Origin of the sequence: Azohydromonas caseinilytica, assembly GCF_012927045.1 — a bacterium.
Classification (GTDB): Bacteria; Pseudomonadota; Gammaproteobacteria; order Burkholderiales; family Burkholderiaceae_C; genus Azohydromonas; species Azohydromonas caseinilytica.
On record NZ_JABBFW010000001.1, the window covers coordinates 81365 to 97829 of the forward strand.

The 16465-nt window shown below is 70.8% G+C and carries 12 protein-coding genes; 1 reads left to right on the forward strand and 11 read right to left on the reverse strand.

The genetic code is table 11. The annotated features are described in order from the left end of the window. Nucleotides 1-69 precede the first annotated feature (69 nt). The 10 genes from HHL10_RS00450 to pilM form a co-directional block, all read right to left on the reverse strand. A complete protein-coding gene (locus tag HHL10_RS00450) occupies nt 70-4830 on the reverse strand; it encodes a glutamate synthase-related protein (RefSeq protein ID WP_169158378.1) in 4761 nt (1586 codons plus the stop codon). 133 nt (nt 4831-4963) lie between these two features. Next, complete coding sequence (locus HHL10_RS00455) at nt 4964-5770, reverse strand: transposase (protein ID WP_235970958.1); 807 nt, start codon at nt 5768-5770, stop codon at nt 4964-4966. Between the two features lie 43 nt (nt 5771-5813). Continuing rightward, entirely contained in the window at nt 5814-6953 is a 1140-nt protein-coding gene (locus tag HHL10_RS00460; RefSeq protein ID WP_169158379.1) for a deoxyguanosinetriphosphate triphosphohydrolase, read from the reverse strand. Nucleotides 6954-7198: 245 nt separating this feature from the next. Beyond that, on the reverse strand, nt 7199-8293 hold the full coding sequence (gene aroB, locus HHL10_RS00465; RefSeq protein ID WP_169158380.1) for a 3-dehydroquinate synthase: 1095 nt from the start codon (nt 8291-8293) through the stop codon (nt 7199-7201). 9 nt (nt 8294-8302) lie between these two features. Next, nucleotides 8303-8881: a shikimate kinase gene (locus HHL10_RS00470; RefSeq protein ID WP_310734496.1), complete on the reverse strand. Its 579-nt coding sequence runs from the start codon at nt 8879-8881 to the stop codon at nt 8303-8305. A 94-nt stretch (nt 8882-8975) separates the two neighbouring features. Next, entirely contained in the window at nt 8976-10496 is a 1521-nt protein-coding gene (locus HHL10_RS00475) for a type IV pilus secretin PilQ (RefSeq protein ID WP_169158381.1), read from the reverse strand. Further along, complete coding sequence (locus tag HHL10_RS00480; protein WP_169158382.1) at nt 10493-11014, reverse strand: pilus assembly protein PilP; 522 nt, start codon at nt 11012-11014, stop codon at nt 10493-10495. Before HHL10_RS00480 ends, HHL10_RS00475 begins: the two co-directional genes overlap by 4 nt. Beyond that, entirely contained in the window at nt 11011-11688 is a 678-nt protein-coding gene (locus HHL10_RS00485; RefSeq protein WP_169158383.1) for a type IV pilus inner membrane component PilO, read from the reverse strand. Before HHL10_RS00485 ends, HHL10_RS00480 begins: the two co-directional genes overlap by 4 nt. Nucleotides 11689-11699: 11 nt before the next feature. Next, nucleotides 11700-12323, reverse strand: coding sequence for a PilN domain-containing protein (locus HHL10_RS00490; RefSeq protein ID WP_169158384.1), 624 nt, complete (start codon nt 12321-12323; stop codon nt 11700-11702). Next, nucleotides 12323-13468, reverse strand: coding sequence for a type IV pilus assembly protein PilM (pilM, locus tag HHL10_RS00495; protein ID WP_310734497.1), 1146 nt, complete (start codon nt 13466-13468; stop codon nt 12323-12325). Before pilM ends, HHL10_RS00490 begins: the two co-directional genes overlap by 1 nt. Nucleotides 13469-13654: 186 nt before the next feature. Between pilM and HHL10_RS00500 the strand changes: the two genes are divergently transcribed. After that, nucleotides 13655-16042: a penicillin-binding protein 1A gene (locus HHL10_RS00500; protein ID WP_169158385.1), complete on the forward strand. Its 2388-nt coding sequence runs from the start codon at nt 13655-13657 to the stop codon at nt 16040-16042. A 68-nt stretch (nt 16043-16110) separates the two neighbouring features. Here HHL10_RS00500 and cyaY read toward each other — a convergent pair whose 3' ends face one another. Continuing rightward, entirely contained in the window at nt 16111-16461 is a 351-nt protein-coding gene (gene cyaY / locus HHL10_RS00505) for an iron donor protein CyaY (RefSeq protein ID WP_169158386.1), read from the reverse strand. Nucleotides 16462-16465 lie beyond the last annotated feature (4 nt).

Consider the following 16465-nt stretch of genomic DNA (forward strand, 5'->3'; position numbering starts at 1 on the left):
CCCAAGGGCGAGCGCGCGTGGCGGCGGCTGGACCGGCCGCGGCATCGCCGCCGCGGACCGGCTCCCTCTTTACTTCGCCGGGACGCTGCCCACGGCCTTGGCATCCGGTGCCTTGGCCTTGGCGATGGTCTGGCCCGCCTCGCGGCGCGCGGCCATCTCGCCCAGGGCGCGCTTGTACTCGTGCGGGAACACCTTCACGAACTTGGCGCGCGAGGCCGCCCAGTGGTCCAGGATCTCGCGCGCACGCAGCGAGCCGGTCCACTTGTGGTGGTCTTCCACCAGCTTGCGCAGCAGCACCTCGTCGGGCTGGCCCTTGTGGAAGGTCACCTCGTCCTGCGCGGCACGCTGCTCCTCGGCGGGCAGCACCTTCTCCAGCGCCACCATCGCGGTGTTGCAGCGGCTGGCGAACTGGCCGTCCTCGTCGTAGACGTAGGCGATACCGCCGCTCATGCCCGCGGCGAAGTTGCGCCCGGTCTTGCCCAGCACGGCCACGGTGCCGCCGGTCATGTACTCGCAGCCGTGGTCGCCCGTGCCCTCCACCACCGCGGTGGCGCCCGACAGGCGCACCGCGAAGCGCTCGCCCGCGACGCCGCGGAAGAAGGCCTCGCCGGCGGTGGCGCCGTACAGCACCGTGTTGCCCACGATGATGTTCTGCGTGGCGTCGCCGCGGAACTCGATGCTCGGACGCACCGCGATACGGCCGCCGGACAGGCCCTTGCCGGTGTAGTCGTTGGCCTCGCCGATCAGGTAGAAGGTGATGCCCTGGGCCAGGAAGGCGCCGAAGCTCTGGCCGCCGGTGCCTTCCATCTGCACGAAGATGGTCTGGTCAGGCAGGCCTTCGGGACGGTGGCGCACCAGCTCGCCCGAGAGCATCGCGCCCACGGAGCGGTTGACGTTGCGCACCTGCTCCATGAACTGCACCTTCTCGCCGCGCTCGATGGCGGGGCGGGCCTTGTCGATCAGGCGCTGGTCCAGCGCCTTCTCCAGGCCATGCTCCTGCAGCTCGACGTGCAGGCGCGGCACCTCGGCCGGCACGGCCGGCTGGTGGAAGATGCGGCTGAAGTCCAGGCCCTGCGCCTTCCAGTGCTCGATGCCCTTCTTCATGTCGAGCAGGTCGGAGCGGCCGACGAGCTCGTCGAACTTGCGGATGCCCAGCTGCGCCATGATCTGGCGCGCCTCCTCGGCGACGAAGAAGAAGTAGTTGACCACGTGCTCGGGCTTGCCCGAGAACTTGGCGCGCAGCACCGGGTCCTGCGTGGCCACGCCCACCGGGCAGGTGTTGAGATGGCACTTGCGCATCATGATGCAGCCCTCGACCACCAGCGGCGCGGTGGCGAAGCCGAACTCGTCGGCGCCCAGCAGCGCGCCGATGACCACGTCGCGGCCGGTCTTCATCTGGCCGTCGGCCTGCACGCGCACGCGGCCGCGCAGGCGGTTGAGCACCAGCGTCTGCTGCGTCTCGGCCAGGCCCAGCTCCCACGGGGTGCCGGCATGCTTGATCGACGACCAGGGCGAAGCGCCCGTGCCGCCGTCATGGCCGGCGATCACCACGTGGTCGGCCTTGCACTTGGCCACGCCCGCGGCGATGGTGCCCACGCCCACTTCCGACACCAGCTTCACCGACACGTCGGCGCGCGGGTTGGCGTTCTTGAGGTCGTGGATGAGCTGCGCCAGGTCCTCGATCGAGTAGATGTCGTGGTGCGGCGGCGGCGAGATCAGGCCCACGCCCGGCACCGAGTAGCGCAGGAAGCCGATGTACTCGGACACCTTGCCGCCGGGCAGCTGGCCGCCCTCGCCGGGCTTGGCGCCCTGGGCCATCTTGATCTGGATCTGGTCGGCGCTGACCAGGTACTCGGTGGTGACGCCGAAGCGGCCCGAGGCGACCTGCTTGATCTTGGAACGCAGGCTGTCGCCGGCCTTCATGGCGTAGTCGGTCACGACCACTTCGCGGCCCACCACGTCGGACACCTTGGTGCCGTCGGCGATGGCGATGCCCTTGAGCTCGTTGCGGTAGCGCGCCGGGTCCTCGCCGCCCTCGCCGGTGTTGCTCTTGCCGCCGATGCGGTTCATGGCGATGGCCAGCGTCGAGTGGGCCTCGGTGCTGATCGAGCCCAGCGACATGGCGCCGGTGGCGAAGCGCTTGACGATCTCGGCTGCGGACTCAACCTCTTCCAGCGGAATGGCCTTGCTCGGGTCGAACTTGAACTCGAACAGGCCGCGCAGCGTCAGGTGGCGGCGCGACTGGTCGTTGATGAGCTGCGCGTACTCCTTGTACGTCTCGTACTTGCCCGAGCGCGTGGAGTGCTGGAGCTTGGCGATGGCGTCGGGCGTCCACATGTGCTCCTCGCCGCGCACGCGCCAGGCGTATTCGCCGCCGGCGTCGAGCATGGACTGCAGCAGCGGGTCGTCGCCGAAGGCGGCGCGGTGCATGCGGATGGCTTCCTCGGCGATGTCGAAGACGCCGATGCCGCCCACCTGCGAGGCGGTGCCGCGGAAGTACTTGTCCACCACCGACTTGTCCAGGCCGATGGCTTCGAAGATCTGGGCGCCGCAGTACGACATGTACGTGCTGATGCCCATCTTCGACATGATCTTCGAGAGACCCTTGCCGATGGCCTTGATGTAGTTGTGGATGGCCTTCTCGGCGCTGAGGTTCCCGGGCAGCGACTGGTGCATCTGCACCAGCGTCTCCAGCGCCAGGTACGGGTGCACGGCCTCGGCGCCGAAGCCCGCCAGCACGGCGAAGTGGTGCACCTCGCGGGCGGAGCCGGTCTCCACCACCAGGCCGGCGGTGGTGCGCAGGCCCTCGCGCACCAGGTGCTGGTGGATCGCGGACAGCGCCAGCACCGCGGGGATCGCCACCTGCGTGCGGTCCATGCGGCGGTCGGTGATGACGAGGATGTTGTGGCCGCCCTTGATGGCGTCCACGGCCTCGGCGCACAGCGAGGCGAGCTTGGCCTCGACACCCTCGTGGCCCCAGGCCAGCGGGTAGACGATGTTCAGCTCATAGGTCTTGAACTTGCCGTGCGTGCTCTGCTCGATGGAGCGCAGGCGCGCCATGTCGTCGAAGTCCAGCACCGGCTGGGACACTTCGAGGCGCATCGGCGGGTTGACCGCGTTGATGTCCAGCAGGTTCGGCTTCGGGCCGATGAAGCTGTTGAGCGACATCACGATGGCTTCGCGGATCGGGTCGATCGGCGGGTTCGTGACCTGGGCGAACAGCTGCTTGAAGTAGTTGTAGAGTGGCTTGTTCTTGTCGGACAGCACGGCCAGCGGGCTGTCGTTGCCCATGGAACCGGTGCCCTCCTCGCCGGCGGTGGCCATCGGGGCCATCAGGAACTTGATGTCTTCCTGCGTGTAGCCGAAGGCCTGCTGGCGGTCCAGCAGCGTCTCGCCGAACTGCGGCATCTCGCCCTTGGCGGGGATCGAGTCGAGCTTGATGCGCACGTTCTCGATCCACTGGCGATAGGGGCGCGCGCTGGCGAACTGGTTCTTCAGCTCCTCGTCATCGACGATGCGGCCCTGCTCGAAGTCGATCAGGAACATCTTGCCCGGCTGCAGGCGCCACTTCTTGACGATGCGGTTCTCGGGAATGGGCAGCACGCCGGACTCGGAGGCCATGATGACCAGGTCGTCGTCCGTGACGATGTAGCGCGCCGGGCGCAGGCCGTTGCGGTCCAGCGTGGCACCGATCTGGCGGCCGTCGGTGAACACCATCGAGGCCGGGCCGTCCCAGGGCTCGATCATGGCGGCGTGGTACTCGTAGAAGGCGCGGCGGCGCTCGTCCATGAGCGTGTGCTGCTCCCAGGCCTCCGGGATCATCATCATCGCCGCATGCGCCAGCGGGTAGCCGGCCATGGTCAGCAGCTCCAGCGCGTTGTCGAAGGTCGCGGTGTCGGACTGGCCCTCGAAGCTGATCGGGTAGAGCTTGCTCAGGTCGTCGCCCAGCACCGGCGACTTCATCACGCCTTCACGGGCGCGCATCCAGTTGAAGTTGCCCTTGACGGTGTTGATCTCGCCGTTGTGGGCCACCAGCCGGTACGGGTGCGCCAGCGGCCACTCGGGGAAGGTGTTGGTGGAGAAGCGCTGGTGCACCAGGGCCAGGGCTGAAGTCGTGCGCTGGTCCTGCAGGTCCAGGTAATAGGTGCCCACCTGGTCGGCCAGCAGCAGGCCCTTGTAGATGATCGTGCGGCAGCTCATGCTGGGCACGTAGTACTCGTGGCTGTGCGTCAGCTTGAGCTTCTGGATCGCGGCCGAGGCGGTCTTGCGGATCACGTACAGCTTGCGCTCCAGCGCATCCGGCACGATCAGGTCGGGGCCGCGGCCGATGAAGACCTGGCGGATCACCGGCTCCTTGGCGCGCACCGTGGGGCTCATCGGCATCTCACGGTTGACCGGCACGTCGCGCCAGCCCAGCAGCACCTGGCCCTCGGCCTTGATGGCGCGCTCCATCTCCTGCTCGCAGGCCAGGCGGGAAGCGTGTTCCTTGGGCAGAAAGATCATGCCCACGCCGTACTCGCCCGGCGGGGGCAGCTCGACGCCCTGGCGCGCCAGGTCGGCGCGGTAGAGCTCGTCGGGGATCTGGATCAGGATGCCCGCGCCGTCGCCCATGAGCTTGTCGGCACCGACCGCGCCGCGGTGGTCCAGGTTCTCCAGGATCTTCAGGCCCTGCTCGACGATGCTGTGCGCCTTCTGGCCCTTGATGTGAGCCACGAAGCCGACGCCGCAGGCGTCCTTTTCGTTGGTGGTCTGGTACAGACCACCGTCAGCCAGCGCCGCGATCTCGGCAGCCTGGGCGGTGTTGTTGGCGGGTCCGGCGGCCGTGCTCATGGCGCTCTCCATCGGGAAATCAGGGAAGTCCCGGAGACTAGTGCAGGACGCCCCCCGATTCAAGCGCTATAAAAAAGGGTCAGACCACATTTATCAGTGGCACCGTTGAAGTGCAGAAATAAATGGGGACAGTTCACTTTGGTGCTTGTTTTCCCAACTGTTTCAATGAGTTAGCGGCACCGGGCGCCGCGGCGGTGGGCCGTGGTCGGGTGGCCGAGGCCGGTGTCGCATCCGCCTGCGGCGTGTCGGGAATCGGCGTCTTTCTCGGCCGGCCGCGCGGGCGCGGCTGCAAGGGACGCTCGGTGTGCGCGGCCAGAGCGGCCAGGAAGGCGGCATCGCCCAGCGCCCAACCTTTGAGCGTGGCGTCCATCAGCGTCAGCGCCTGCGGCTCGGGCAGCCCGGCCTCCAGCCGGGCGCGGTGCGCCAGCTCGCGCTCGAAGGGCGTGTTGCCGGTGGCCCAGAACAGCGGGTGGTCCGTCACCAGCGGATCGCGCCGGCGCCCCAGGTGGTGCGCGGCGCTGGACCAGGGCCACTCCAGCGCGCTCGCGCACAGCCCGCGGCGCTGCGGCTGCCACTCCACCAGCGTGAGCAGCGCAATGAAATGGCGCTGCGGCTGCGCCACCGTGGCGCGGTAGCGCCCTTCCCACAGCGTGCCGCTGCGGCCGTGGCGGCGGTTGAAGGCGGCCACATAGCGCCGCCCCAGCGCCTGCATGGCGGCGCTGAGCCCGGCGTCGCTGTCCGGCGTGAGCAGCAGCTGCAGGCTGTCCTCCAGCAGCACGTAGCCGTGCAGCGCCACGCCGTGCAGCCGCAGCGCCTCGCGCAGCATCTCCAGGCAGCGCTGGCGGTCCTCGTCATCGACGAACAGGGCTTGGCCGGCGTTGCCGCGCAGCACGAGGTGGTGCAGATGCCCGGCCAGCGCCAGGCGGGGGAGACGGGCCATCAGGCGGCCGCGCCCGACGGCGCGTTCAGGAAGGAAAGGAGCATCACGACAGCGCCTCGAAGGCAGGCGTGCCGGTGAGCCGCGCATGCTCGCGCAGCGCGAAGCGGTCGGTCATGCCGGCGATGTAGTCGGCCACGGCGCGGTGCAGGTCCGGGCGCTGCGCGAAGTCGGGCGGCATCTCGGACGGCGCGGCCAGGTAGGCGTCCACCAGCGTACGCACCACGTCCTGGGCACGGCCGGTGGTGGCCATGACCTGCGGATGGCGGTAGAGGTGCCGCATCAGGAAACTCTTCAGCTGCCGGCTTTCCTCGCGCATGGCGTCGCTGAAGCACACCAGCGGCGGCGCCTGGCGCGCCGCGTCGGCGCTGTGCGGCGCGTACTTCTGCAATCGCGCCTGCGTGGCGCCGATCACGTCGTAGATCTGCTGCGACAGCATGCGGCGGATGGCCTCGAACAGCAGCCGCCGCCCCGTGAGCTGCGGATGCTCGGCCAGCGCCGCGGCATGGAAGCGCGCGAACAGCGGCACGGTGAGCAGCTGCTCGGTGCTGAGCAGCCCGGAGCGCACGCCGTCGTCGATGTCGTGCGCGTTGTAGGCGATCTCGTCGGCGAGGTTGGTGAGCTGCGCCTCCAGCGAGGGCTGCGTGCCGTCGATGAAGCGCCGCGCCACCCCGCCGGGCTCCTGCGCCTCCAGCTTGCGCGCGTTGCTCGGGCTGCAGTGCTTGAGCACGCCCTCGCGCGTCTCGAAGGTGAGATTGAGGCCGTCGTGCTCGGGATAGCGCTGCTCCAGCTGGTCCACCACGCGCAGGCTCTGCAGGTTGTGCTCGAAGCCGCCGTGCTCGCGCAGGGCCTCGTTGAGCGCGTCCTGCCCGGCATGGCCGAAGGGCGTGTGGCCCAGGTCGTGCGCCAGGGCAATGGCCTCGACCAGGTCCTCGTCCAGGCCCAGCGTGCGGGCGATGGAGCGCCCCAGCTGCGCCACCTCCAGCGAGTGCGTCAGCCGCGTGCGGTAGAGGTCCCCCTCGTGGTTGAGGAAGACCTGGGTCTTGTAGACCAGGCGCCGGAACGCCGTGCTGTGCACGATGCGGTCGCGGTCGCGCTGGTACTCGCTGCGCGTGGGCGCGGCCGGCTGCGGATGGCGCCGCCCGCGGGAGCGGGCCGGGTCGCTGGCGTAAGGGGCCAAGGGCATGGGGCAGCTCCTCTGTATCAATCCCAGAAACCAAAACCCGTTCGGGCCAAGCTCTTCCGCAGGCTCAGGGTGAGCGGCCGTGGTGATTCAGCGCATTTCTCACTCGCTAGCGAAGTGTTTCCGTTCGCCCTGAGGTATCGAAGGGTGAACGGCCCTCACCGTGGCGCGGCCATCCCAGCCTGTCGGATTCGTGCTTCGATACCTCAGCACGAACGGGCTTCTTCACGAGCCAAACGCAATCGGAATCAGGCGCTGCAGGCCTGGATCACCTCGCGCACCAGCGCTTCCGGCGCGGTGCGCTGCACCGCCTGGCCCAGGCCGTCGATGAGCACGAAGCGGATCTCGCCGGCCAGCGCCTTCTTGTCCAGCCGCATCAGCGCCAGCCACTGCTCGATGGGCAGCGACGGCGCCACCACCGGCAGCCCGGCGCGCTCCACCAGCGCGCGCAGCCGCCGCGGGAAGTCGGCCTCCACCATGCCCAGCCGCGCCGACAGCTCCGCCGCCATCACCATGCCGCAGCCCACGGCCTCGCCGTGCAGCCACTCGCCATAGCCCAGGCCGGCCTCGATGGCATGGCCGAAGGTGTGGCCGAAATTGAGGATGGCCCGCAGGTCGGCCTCGCGCTCGTCGGCGGCCACCACCTGGGCCTTGATCTCGCAGCTGCGCCGCACCGCGTGCGACAGCGCCGCCTTGTCCAGGGCGCGCAGCGCGTCCAGGTTCTGCTCGATCCAGTCCAGGAAGGCCGGGTCGGCGATGGGGCCGTACTTGATGACCTCGGCCAGGCCGGCGGAGAGCTCGCGCGGGGGCAGCGTGTCCAGCACGTCCAGGTCGCAGATCACGCGCCGCGGCTGGTAGAAGGCGCCGATCATGTTCTTGCCGCGCGGGTGGTTGATGGCGGTCTTGCCGCCCACCGAGGAGTCCACCTGCGCCAGCAGCGTGGTGGGCACCTGCACGAAGGGCACGCCGCGCATGTAGCAGGCGGCGGCAAAGCCGGTGATGTCGCCCACCACCCCGCCGCCCAGCGCGTACAGCACGGTGCGGCGGTCGCACTCCTGCTCCAGCAGCGCGTCGAAGATCAGGTTGAGCGTGGGCCAGTCCTTGTGGGCCTCGCCATCGGGCAGCACCACCTGCAGCACGCGCTCGTGGTGGGGGCTGAGCGCCTCCTGCAGCCGCTGCGCGTACAGCGGCGCCACGGTGGTGTTGCTGACGATGAGCGCCTGCGCCGCGCGCGGCAGGCCGCTCCAGGAGTCGGGGTCGGACAGCAGGCCGCAGCCGATGCGGATGTCGTAGCCGCGCTCGTCGAGGTCGATGCGCAGGCGGCTCATGGGGACGGAATTCATGGGGAAATTCTAGGCAGGGCCCGGTTCCGGGCCATGTTGGGGGTCGATGGGCGAAGGCACGCACGAGGCATCCACCACGCCGGCAAGCTCCAGCTGCATCAGGATCATCTGCAGCAGCGCCGGCACCGAGGGGCGGCCGGTCTCGATGACGAAATGCGCCGTGCGCAGGTAGACGGGGTCGCGCTCGCGGAAGAGGTCGCGCAGCCGCTTGAGCGGGTCCTTCACCTGCAGCAGCGGGCGCGAGGTGTCGTGGCGCAGACGGCGAAACAGCTCCTCGGGCGTGGAGCGCAGGTAGATCACGTGCGAGCGTTCGCGCAGCAGCTGGCGGTTCTGCTCGCGCAGCGGCGCGCCGCCGCCGGTGGCCAGCACGCAGTCGCCGCCCTGCGTGAGCCGGTCGATCTGCTGGGTTTCCAGGTCGCGGAAGGCCGGCTCGCCGTGCAGCTCGAAGAAGGAGCGGATCGACATGCCGATCTGCGCCTCGATCTCGTGGTCGGAGTCGTGGAAGGGCAGGCTCAGCTGCCTGGCGAGCTGGCGCCCGACGGTGGACTTGCCACCGCCGGGCATGCCGACGAGGGAGATCAGGGGCACGGCGCGGGAGGCGGCTGGAAAGCGCGGCGGGCTGCGAAAAGGCGCGAGTATGACGCGCCGCCACCTCCACGCCGCTGACGCCCCGCTCGCGGCCTCACCGGGCCGGCGCCCGCTCGGCCACCACCTGCGGCGTGATGAACACCAGCAGCTCGGTCTTGCTGCGGGCGCGCACGGTGTCGCGGAACAGCGCGCCCAGCCCCGGCAGGTCGCCCAGCACCGGCACCTTGTTGGCCTCGTGCCGCTCCTCCTCGGCGAGGATGCCGCCCAGCGCCACGGTGCCGCCGTTCTCCACCAGCACCTGCGTGCGCACGCGCTTGGTGTTGATGGCCGGCCCGGTGGGCGTGAGCGCGCCGCGGCTGTCCTTGCTCACCAGCACGTCCAGGATCACGTTGCCTTCGGGCGTGATCTGCGGCGTGACCTCCAGGCGCAGGCTGGCCTTCTTGAACTCGACCTGCGTGGCGCCGCTGGAGGTGCCGGACTGGTACGGGATCTCCTCGCCCTGCTCGATCTCGGCCTTGACCTGGTCGGCCGTGACCACGCGCGGGCTGGAGAGCACGCGCCCGCGGCCGTCGGCCTCCAGCGCCGACAGCTCCAGGTTGAGGAAGCGGTTGGACGCGGCGCGGAACAGCGTCAGGGCGAAGGTGGCGGCCGGCGCGGCCGTGCCCAGCGCGGCGCTGTTGGCCGGCAGGTTGACGAAGCGGGTGTCGTTGTAGGTGGCGGCCGCCCCCTGCCCCGTGGCGGCGCCCACGGCGTTGTAGTTGCCGCCGGGCACGAGGAAGGTGCCGCCGCCCAGGCCGAAGCCGGGGCGGTCGCCCGCGGCGCCGCGCAGGTCCGACAGCCCCAGCCGCGCGCCCAGGGCGCGGCCGAAGCGCTCGTCGGCCTCCACGATGCGGGCCTCGATCAGCACCTGCCGCACCGGGATGTCGATGCGCTCGATCAGCGCGCGCACCGCCTCCAGCCGCGCCGGCACGTCGGTGACGAAGAGCTGATTGGTGCGCGGCTCGAACAGCACGCTGCCGCGCTCGGACAGCATCCGGGTGGCCGGCGGCAGCGGCGCGCCGCCCAGCAGCGGCGCCAGCGCCGCGGCCGTGGCCCCGCCGGGCGCGGGCGCCGGTGCCAGGGCCTGCCCGCCCAGGGCGCGCGCCACCGCCTCGGACTTGGCGTAATTGAGCTGGAAGGCGCGTGTCTGCAGCGGCTCCAGCTCGGCCAGCTTCTTCTGCGTCTCCAGCTCCGCCGCCTCGCGCGCCAGCAGTTCCTCGCGCGTCGCCACCCACACCACGTCGCCGCTGCGGCGCATGGCCAGGCCCTTGGCCTGAAGGATGGTGTCCAGCGCCTGGTCCCAGGGCACGTCCTTCAACCGCAGCGTGACGCTGCCCGTGACACTGTCGCTGGTGACGATGTTGAGCTTGGTGAAATCGGCGATGACCTGCAGCACCGCGCGCACGTCGATGTTCTGGAAATTGAGCGAGAGCTTTTCCCCGCTGTAGCGCGCCTGGGCGGCGGGGCCGGATCGAGGCGCGGGAGCCGTCATGGCCGCCATATCCTGCGCCGCCACTGGCAGGCCCGCGCCCAGCGTCAGCGCCAGGACGCACCGGGAAAGCACCCGTCGGGTCATCGTGCCGTCTCCTGCAGTTCCAGCGTGGCAATGCGCTCGCTCCAGGCGCCCGCGGCGTCGCGCACCAGCTCGCGCAGCGTCAGGGCGCTCTCGGCGATGCGGACGACGCGGCCGGCATGCGGGCCGACATGGTCGCCCAGCTGCACGCGGTACAGCGCGTCCGGCGCCTGCACCAGCGCGTGAAGATGCCCGTCGCGCGCCAGGCTGCCGACCATGCGCAGCGACTCCAGCGTGAAGGCCTCCAGCGGCTCGCGCGGGCGCTGCAGCTCCGCCGCCAGCGCGTCGGACGGCGCGGCCGTGGCCGTGAGACGGCCTGGATCGAACGGGTCCGGCGCCGAGTCGCCCTGGTAGCGCAACGGCTCGAAGACGGGCGGCGGCGCCAGCGGCGGCACGGCGGGCAGCGGAGCGGCCTGCTGCTGCTCGGCGATCCAGTCGCGCAGATCCCGCGGCTCGGCACCACAGCCGGCCAGCCCTGCCACGCCGGCCGCAAGGACCGCGATGCGGGCGCGCCGGATCATGGATGGGCTCCCGAGGAGGCGGCCGGGGCCGGCGGGCTCGACGCGGCGCCGGCTCCGGGCTCGGCGCGGCGATGCGTGCGCGCCGTGGCGTCGAGGACCAGCGCGGCGCCGCCGGCACGGCCCGTGAGCCGCAGCTCGTGCAGGGTCACGGCCGGCTCCAGCGCGGCCACGTCGGCGGCGAAGGCGCCCAGGTCGTGGTAGCGGCCCGACAGGCGCAGCCCGATGCTGCGCTCCAGGCCTTGCGCGCGCGCCTGCGCCGGCTCGGGGCGGATCAGCTCCACCTGCAGCCCCCGCTGCCGGGCCGCCCGGTGCAGCGCCGGTAGCAGCTCCTCGGGCGCTCCGGCCAGCAGCAGCTGCTCTTCCAGCGCCACCACACGCGTTTCCAGCTCCTGCCGCCGGCGCTGCAGCGGCGCAAGCGCCTGAGCCTGGGCCAGCTTGTGCAGGATTTGCTGGCGCAACACGGGCTCACGCCCACGCGCGGCCTCCAGGTCGGCTTCGGCGCTCGCGTTCAGCCCCAGCCACGCCGGCCATCCCACGCCCAAGGCCACCAAGGCGCACAAGCTCCAACGGGGCAGCGGCGGCCAGAGGCCGGGCTCCCTGAGATCGAGGCCGCGGAAGGGCGCCCGGGCCCAGGCCAGGGCGACGGGCATGCCGGACAGGGACTGGCGTGTCATGGCGGACGGGGTCAGGAGACGGGTACGGCAGGCGGATGCGAGGCCGGCGCGGACGCGGCCGGGCCGGCCGGCGCATCCGCCTGCGCGCGCTGCAGCCGCAGCTCCAGCGTGAAGTCGAAGCGCCCGCCCGGCTCACGGCCGGGCATGGGAGCCGTGGCTTGCAGCTCCACCAGCGCCGGTTGCTGCAGCACCGGGGCTGCCTGCGCCAGCCGCTGCAGCAGGGTCGCCACCTCGGCGCTGCCCAGCGCCACGCCTTGCAGCGCCACCACGTCGCCCGCCTGGCGCAGCGCCGTCAGCTGCACGCCGGCCGGCAGGTGTTGCGCCAAGGCCTCGAACAGCTGCGCGGGGCGACGGCGTTCGAGTTGCAGGGCCTGCAGCGCCTGCTCGCGCCGCTGCAGCGCGGCCATGCCGGCCTGCACCTGTCTCACTTCGCGCAGCTGGGCATCGAGCCGGGCCACCTCGGCCGACAGCAGCTCGTTGCGCCGCTGCTGCCCCGCCAAACGCTGCTGCTGCAGGGCGTAGCCCAGAGCCGCCATGAACAGTCCCAGCCCCGCTGCCGCGGCGATGGCGCGCCGGAACGCCTGACGCTGCCGGCGGCGCCGGAGCTCGCGGTGGGGCAGCAGGTTGAGCAGCATCACGGCAGGAAGCGGCGCAGCGCCAAGCCGCAAGCCTTGAGACAGCCCGGCGCCTCGCGCAACGCACGGGCTGCAGGCACCGCCGGCCCGAAGCTCATGGCCTCGAAGGGATTGGCCAGGCGCGTTTCGAAACCGGTGAGCTGCCCCACGCGCACCTGCAGCCCGGGCAAGGCCGCGGTGGCGCCAGCCAGCACCACGCCGCGCACGTGGTGGCACGGGCTGCTGGTGAAGCCGATCTGCAGTGCGCGCGCCAGCTCCTGCGCCAGGCCGTCCACGAAGCCGGCTTGCAGTTCCGGCGTGATGGCCTCGGGCAAGGTGCCGGCCCGCTTCAGCCGCTCGGCCTCCTCGAAACCCAGCCCACACTGCCGGGCGATGAGCCGCGTGAGCTGCGCGCCGCCCACGGGCAGGTCGCGCTCGTGGAGCAGTTCCTCGCCGCGCAGCAGCTTGAGCGTGGTGGAGAAGGCGCCGATCTCGAACAGGGCCAGCGGCATCGCGCCACCCGGCCCGTCCTGCCCGGAGCTGCCCGGTGCCGCCTGGAGCACCGCGGCTTGGTCCTCAGCCGCCCAGACGGCCGCGATGCGCGCCAGGGCACGGTGCGCGGCATGAGAGGCCATGTCCAGCACCACGGCTTCAAGCCCGGCGGCCTCGGCCAGGCCCTGGCGGTCCTGCACCCGGTCCTGGCGTGCGGCAGCCACCAGCACCTCGACTTCGCCGGCAGCCGCCGCGGGGCCGAGCACGCAGAAGTCCAGGCAAGCCTCGTCCGCGGCGAATGGCAGGTGCTGTTGCGCCTCGGCGGCCACCTGCAGCTCCAGCGCCCGCTCCGGCAGCCCGGCCGGCAACCGCAAGCGCTGCGTGACGACGCTGGAAGCCGGCAACGCCAGCGCCACCCGGCGCGTGCGCGTGCCGCTGTGCTGCACCGCGCGCCGCACGGCTTCGGCCACGGCGTCGAAGGCCTCGATCTGGCCATCGTTCATCCAGCCCTTGTCCAGCGTCTCGTGCGCCAGATGCTCCAACACCGGCTGCTGCGGGGTGCCGCCCAGCTCGACAAGGCGCACGCTGGTGTCGCCTAGATCCAGGCCAAGCAGGGGCGGACACGCGGCTTTGCCGCGCCACCGATGCAGCCAGGCCTGGACTTCGGACTTCACGGCAGTTGCAATGTATCCATAAGTAACTTCATGCTAAGCCGGTTTGTGCGCTGCAGCACTAAGGGAAAGACCGGCTGACAGCCGCAAGCCGCGCACACCCAGCGGGCCGGGGATTGCAGCGCGCCGCCAAGTGCCCAAAGGGCCGCTTTCTATAATTGACGTCCCTTGCCTGGCCGAGCCCGCCTCATGAACGAACCCGGGCGTCCGCCCTCCTCCGATTCCTCCCCCGCCCACCGCAGTCCCTTGTCGCGCTGGTTGCTGCGTCCGCTGATGCTGGTGCTGGGCGCGTGCACGGCGCTGGCGTTGTCGCTGGCGGTGCTGGCGGTCATCGCGCTGGCGGTGGCCTACCCGCAGCTGCCCAATCTCGACGGGCTCACCGACTACCGCCCCAAGCTGCCCATGCGCGTGTACTCGGCCGACGGCGTGCTGCTGGGCGAGTTCGGCGAGGAGCGGCGGCGCTTCATGCCCATCGCGCAGACGCCGAAGGTGATGCAGGACGCGGTGCTGGCCATCGAGGATGCGCGCTTCTACCAGCATGGCGGCGTGGACTACCTGGGCGTGCTCCGCGCCGGCCTGGCCAACTTCGGCGAGGCCAAGAGCCAGGGCGCCTCCACCATCACCATGCAGGTGGCGCGCAACTTCTATCTCTCCAGCGAGAAGACCTTCACGCGCAAGCTCTACGAGATCCTGCTCGCGCTCAAGATCGAGCGGCAGCTCAGCAAGGAACGCATCCTGGAGCTGTACATGAACCAGATCTACCTCGGACAGCGCGCCTACGGCTTCGCCGCCGCGTCCGAGACCTACTTCGGCAAGACGCTGGACAAGGTCAGCGTGGCCGAGGCGGCGATGCTGGCCGGCCTGCCCAAGGCGCCCTCGGCCTACAACCCCATCGCCAACCCGCGCCGCGCCACCATCCGGCAGCAGTACATCATCGAGCGCATGCTCGACGGCGGCTTCATCACGCAGGCGCAGTACGAGGAGGCCAAGCGTGAGCAGCTGCACTACCGCACGCCGCAGGACGTGGCCGTGCACGCCGAGTACGTGGCCGAGACCGCGCGCCAGCTCATGTTCAGCCGCTACGGCGAGGAGGCCTACACGCGCGGCTTCAACGTGCAGCTCACGCTGCATGCCGATGACCAGCGCGCGGCCTACCAGGCGCTGCGCCGCGGCCTGCTGGACTATGAGCGCCGCCAGGTCTACCGCGGCCCCGAGGCCTACGTGAACCTGCCCGCGGACCCCAAGGAGCTGGACCTGCGCATTGCCGAGGCCCTCAACGAGCACCCGGACAACGACGACCTGCGCGCCGCGGTGGTGCTGGAAGCCTCGCCGCGCAAGGTGGTGGCGGTGCTGCAGTCGGGTGAGTCCATCACCGTCACCGGCGACGGGCTCAAGCCCGTGGCCTCGGGGCTGTCGGACAAGGCCGCGGCGCAGAAGCAGATCCGCCGCGGCGCGGTGGTGCGCGCCATCAAGGGGGCCAGGGACAACTGGACGCTGACGCAGCTGCCCGAGGTCGAAGGCGCCTTCGTGGCGCTGGACCCGCGCGACGGCTCCGTGCGCGCCCTGGTCGGCGGCTTCGACTGGCGCAAGAACAAGTTCAATCACGTCACCCAGGCCTGGCGCCAGCCGGGCTCCAGCTTCAAGCCCTTCATCTACTCCGCGGCGCTGGAAAAGGGCTTCACGCCCGCCACCGTGGTCAATGACGCGCCACTGTTCTTTGACGCCGGCACGACCGGCTCGCAGCCCTGGGAGCCCAAGAACTACGACGGCACCTTCGACGGTCCGATGACGCTGCGCCGCGCGCTGGCCAAGTCCAAGAACATGGTGTCCATCCGCGTGCTGCAGCATGTGGGCACGCACACGGCGCAGCAGTGGGTCACGCGCTTCGGCTTCGAGGCCGAGCGCCATCCGGCCTACCTGACGATGGCACTGGGCGCGGGCTCGGTGACGCCCATGGAAATGGCCAGCGCCTACGGCGTGTTCGCCAACGGCGGCCATCTGCTCAATCCGGTGCTGATCCGCCGCATCACCGACGCCGACGGCCGCGTGCTGCACGACAGCCCGCCCCAGGCGCTCGCGGAGGACAACCGCGTCATCAGTGCGCGCAACGCCTTCGTGATGGACAGCCTGCTGCAGGAGATCACGCGCTCGGGTACCGCCGCCAAGGCGCAGGCCACGCTCAAGCGCCCGGACCTCTACGGCAAGACCGGCACCACCAACGACGCGATGGACGCCTGGTTCGCCGGCTTCCAGCCCTCGCTGGTGGCGGTGGTGTGGATTGGTTACGACCAGCCGCGCAAGTTGGGCGACCGTGAAACCGGCGGCGGGCTGGCGCTGCCGGTGTGGATTGAGTTCATGGGCCGGGCGCTGCGCAGCGTGCCGGTGCAGGAGATGGAGCCGCCGCCGGGCGTGGTCAATCTGGGCGGCGAGTGGTACTACGAGGAATACGCCCACGGCGAAGGCGTGCGCGGCGTGGGCCTGGGCGATGGGGCGCCAAGCCAGGGCCAGAGCCCGGGCGCGGCACCCACGCCTGCGGAGGAGGAGCGCAACAGCATCCTGGACCTGTTCAGGCGCTGAGCCGGCCCGCTCGGCTCCACGCACACGACGCCGGCGCGCTTGCCGGCGTCGCCGTTTTCAGCGCGGGCTCAGGGCTGGAAGCGCAGCGGCTTGCCGCCCTGGCTGCTGGCGGAGTCGGACAGCACGTCGAAGAAGTCGCGGCCCTCGCGCTCGATCCAGCGGCCGTTCACATGCTTGAAGTGGTAGCCGCCGCTGCGCGCGGCCAGCCACAGCTCCTGCAGCGGCGGCTGGGTGTTGAGCACGATCTTGCTGCCATTGGGAAACGACAGCTCCAGCAGGCCGCCGGTGCGCGCGGTGTCGACGTCAATCACGTCGTCCTGCAGCCAGCGGTCGATCTGCGCCTCCACGCTGGCCAGTACGGCATGGCTGAGGCGGTGGTAGTCGGCGTCGGAAAGCCGGTCCGCGGGGGTATCGCTCATGGGG

What these genes read in the sequence shown, in the direction of transcription:
- HHL10_RS00485 (WP_169158383.1), bottom strand. Translation starts at nt 11,688, where the DNA reads ATGACACGCCAGTCCCTGTCCGGCATGCCCGTCGCCCTGGCCTGGGCC.
- HHL10_RS00475 (WP_169158381.1), bottom strand. Translation starts at nt 10,496, where the DNA reads ATGACCCGACGGGTGCTTTCCCGGTGCGTCCTGGCGCTGACGCTGGGC.
- HHL10_RS00455 (WP_235970958.1), bottom strand. Translation starts at nt 5,770, where the DNA reads ATGGCCCGTCTCCCCCGCCTGGCGCTGGCCGGGCATCTGCACCACCTC.
- cyaY (WP_169158386.1), bottom strand. Translation starts at nt 16,461, where the DNA reads ATGAGCGATACCCCCGCGGACCGGCTTTCCGACGCCGACTACCACCGC.
- HHL10_RS00460 (WP_169158379.1), bottom strand. Translation starts at nt 6,953, where the DNA reads ATGCCCTTGGCCCCTTACGCCAGCGACCCGGCCCGCTCCCGCGGGCGG.
- aroB (WP_169158380.1), bottom strand. Translation starts at nt 8,293, where the DNA reads ATGAATTCCGTCCCCATGAGCCGCCTGCGCATCGACCTCGACGAGCGC.
- HHL10_RS00490 (WP_169158384.1), bottom strand. Translation starts at nt 12,323, where the DNA reads ATGCTGCTCAACCTGCTGCCCCACCGCGAGCTCCGGCGCCGCCGGCAG.
- HHL10_RS00450 (WP_169158378.1), bottom strand. Translation starts at nt 4,830, where the DNA reads ATGAGCACGGCCGCCGGACCCGCCAACAACACCGCCCAGGCTGCCGAG.
- HHL10_RS00480 (WP_169158382.1), bottom strand. Translation starts at nt 11,014, where the DNA reads ATGATCCGGCGCGCCCGCATCGCGGTCCTTGCGGCCGGCGTGGCAGGG.
- HHL10_RS00500 (WP_169158385.1), top strand. Translation starts at nt 13,655, where the DNA reads ATGAACGAACCCGGGCGTCCGCCCTCCTCCGATTCCTCCCCCGCCCAC.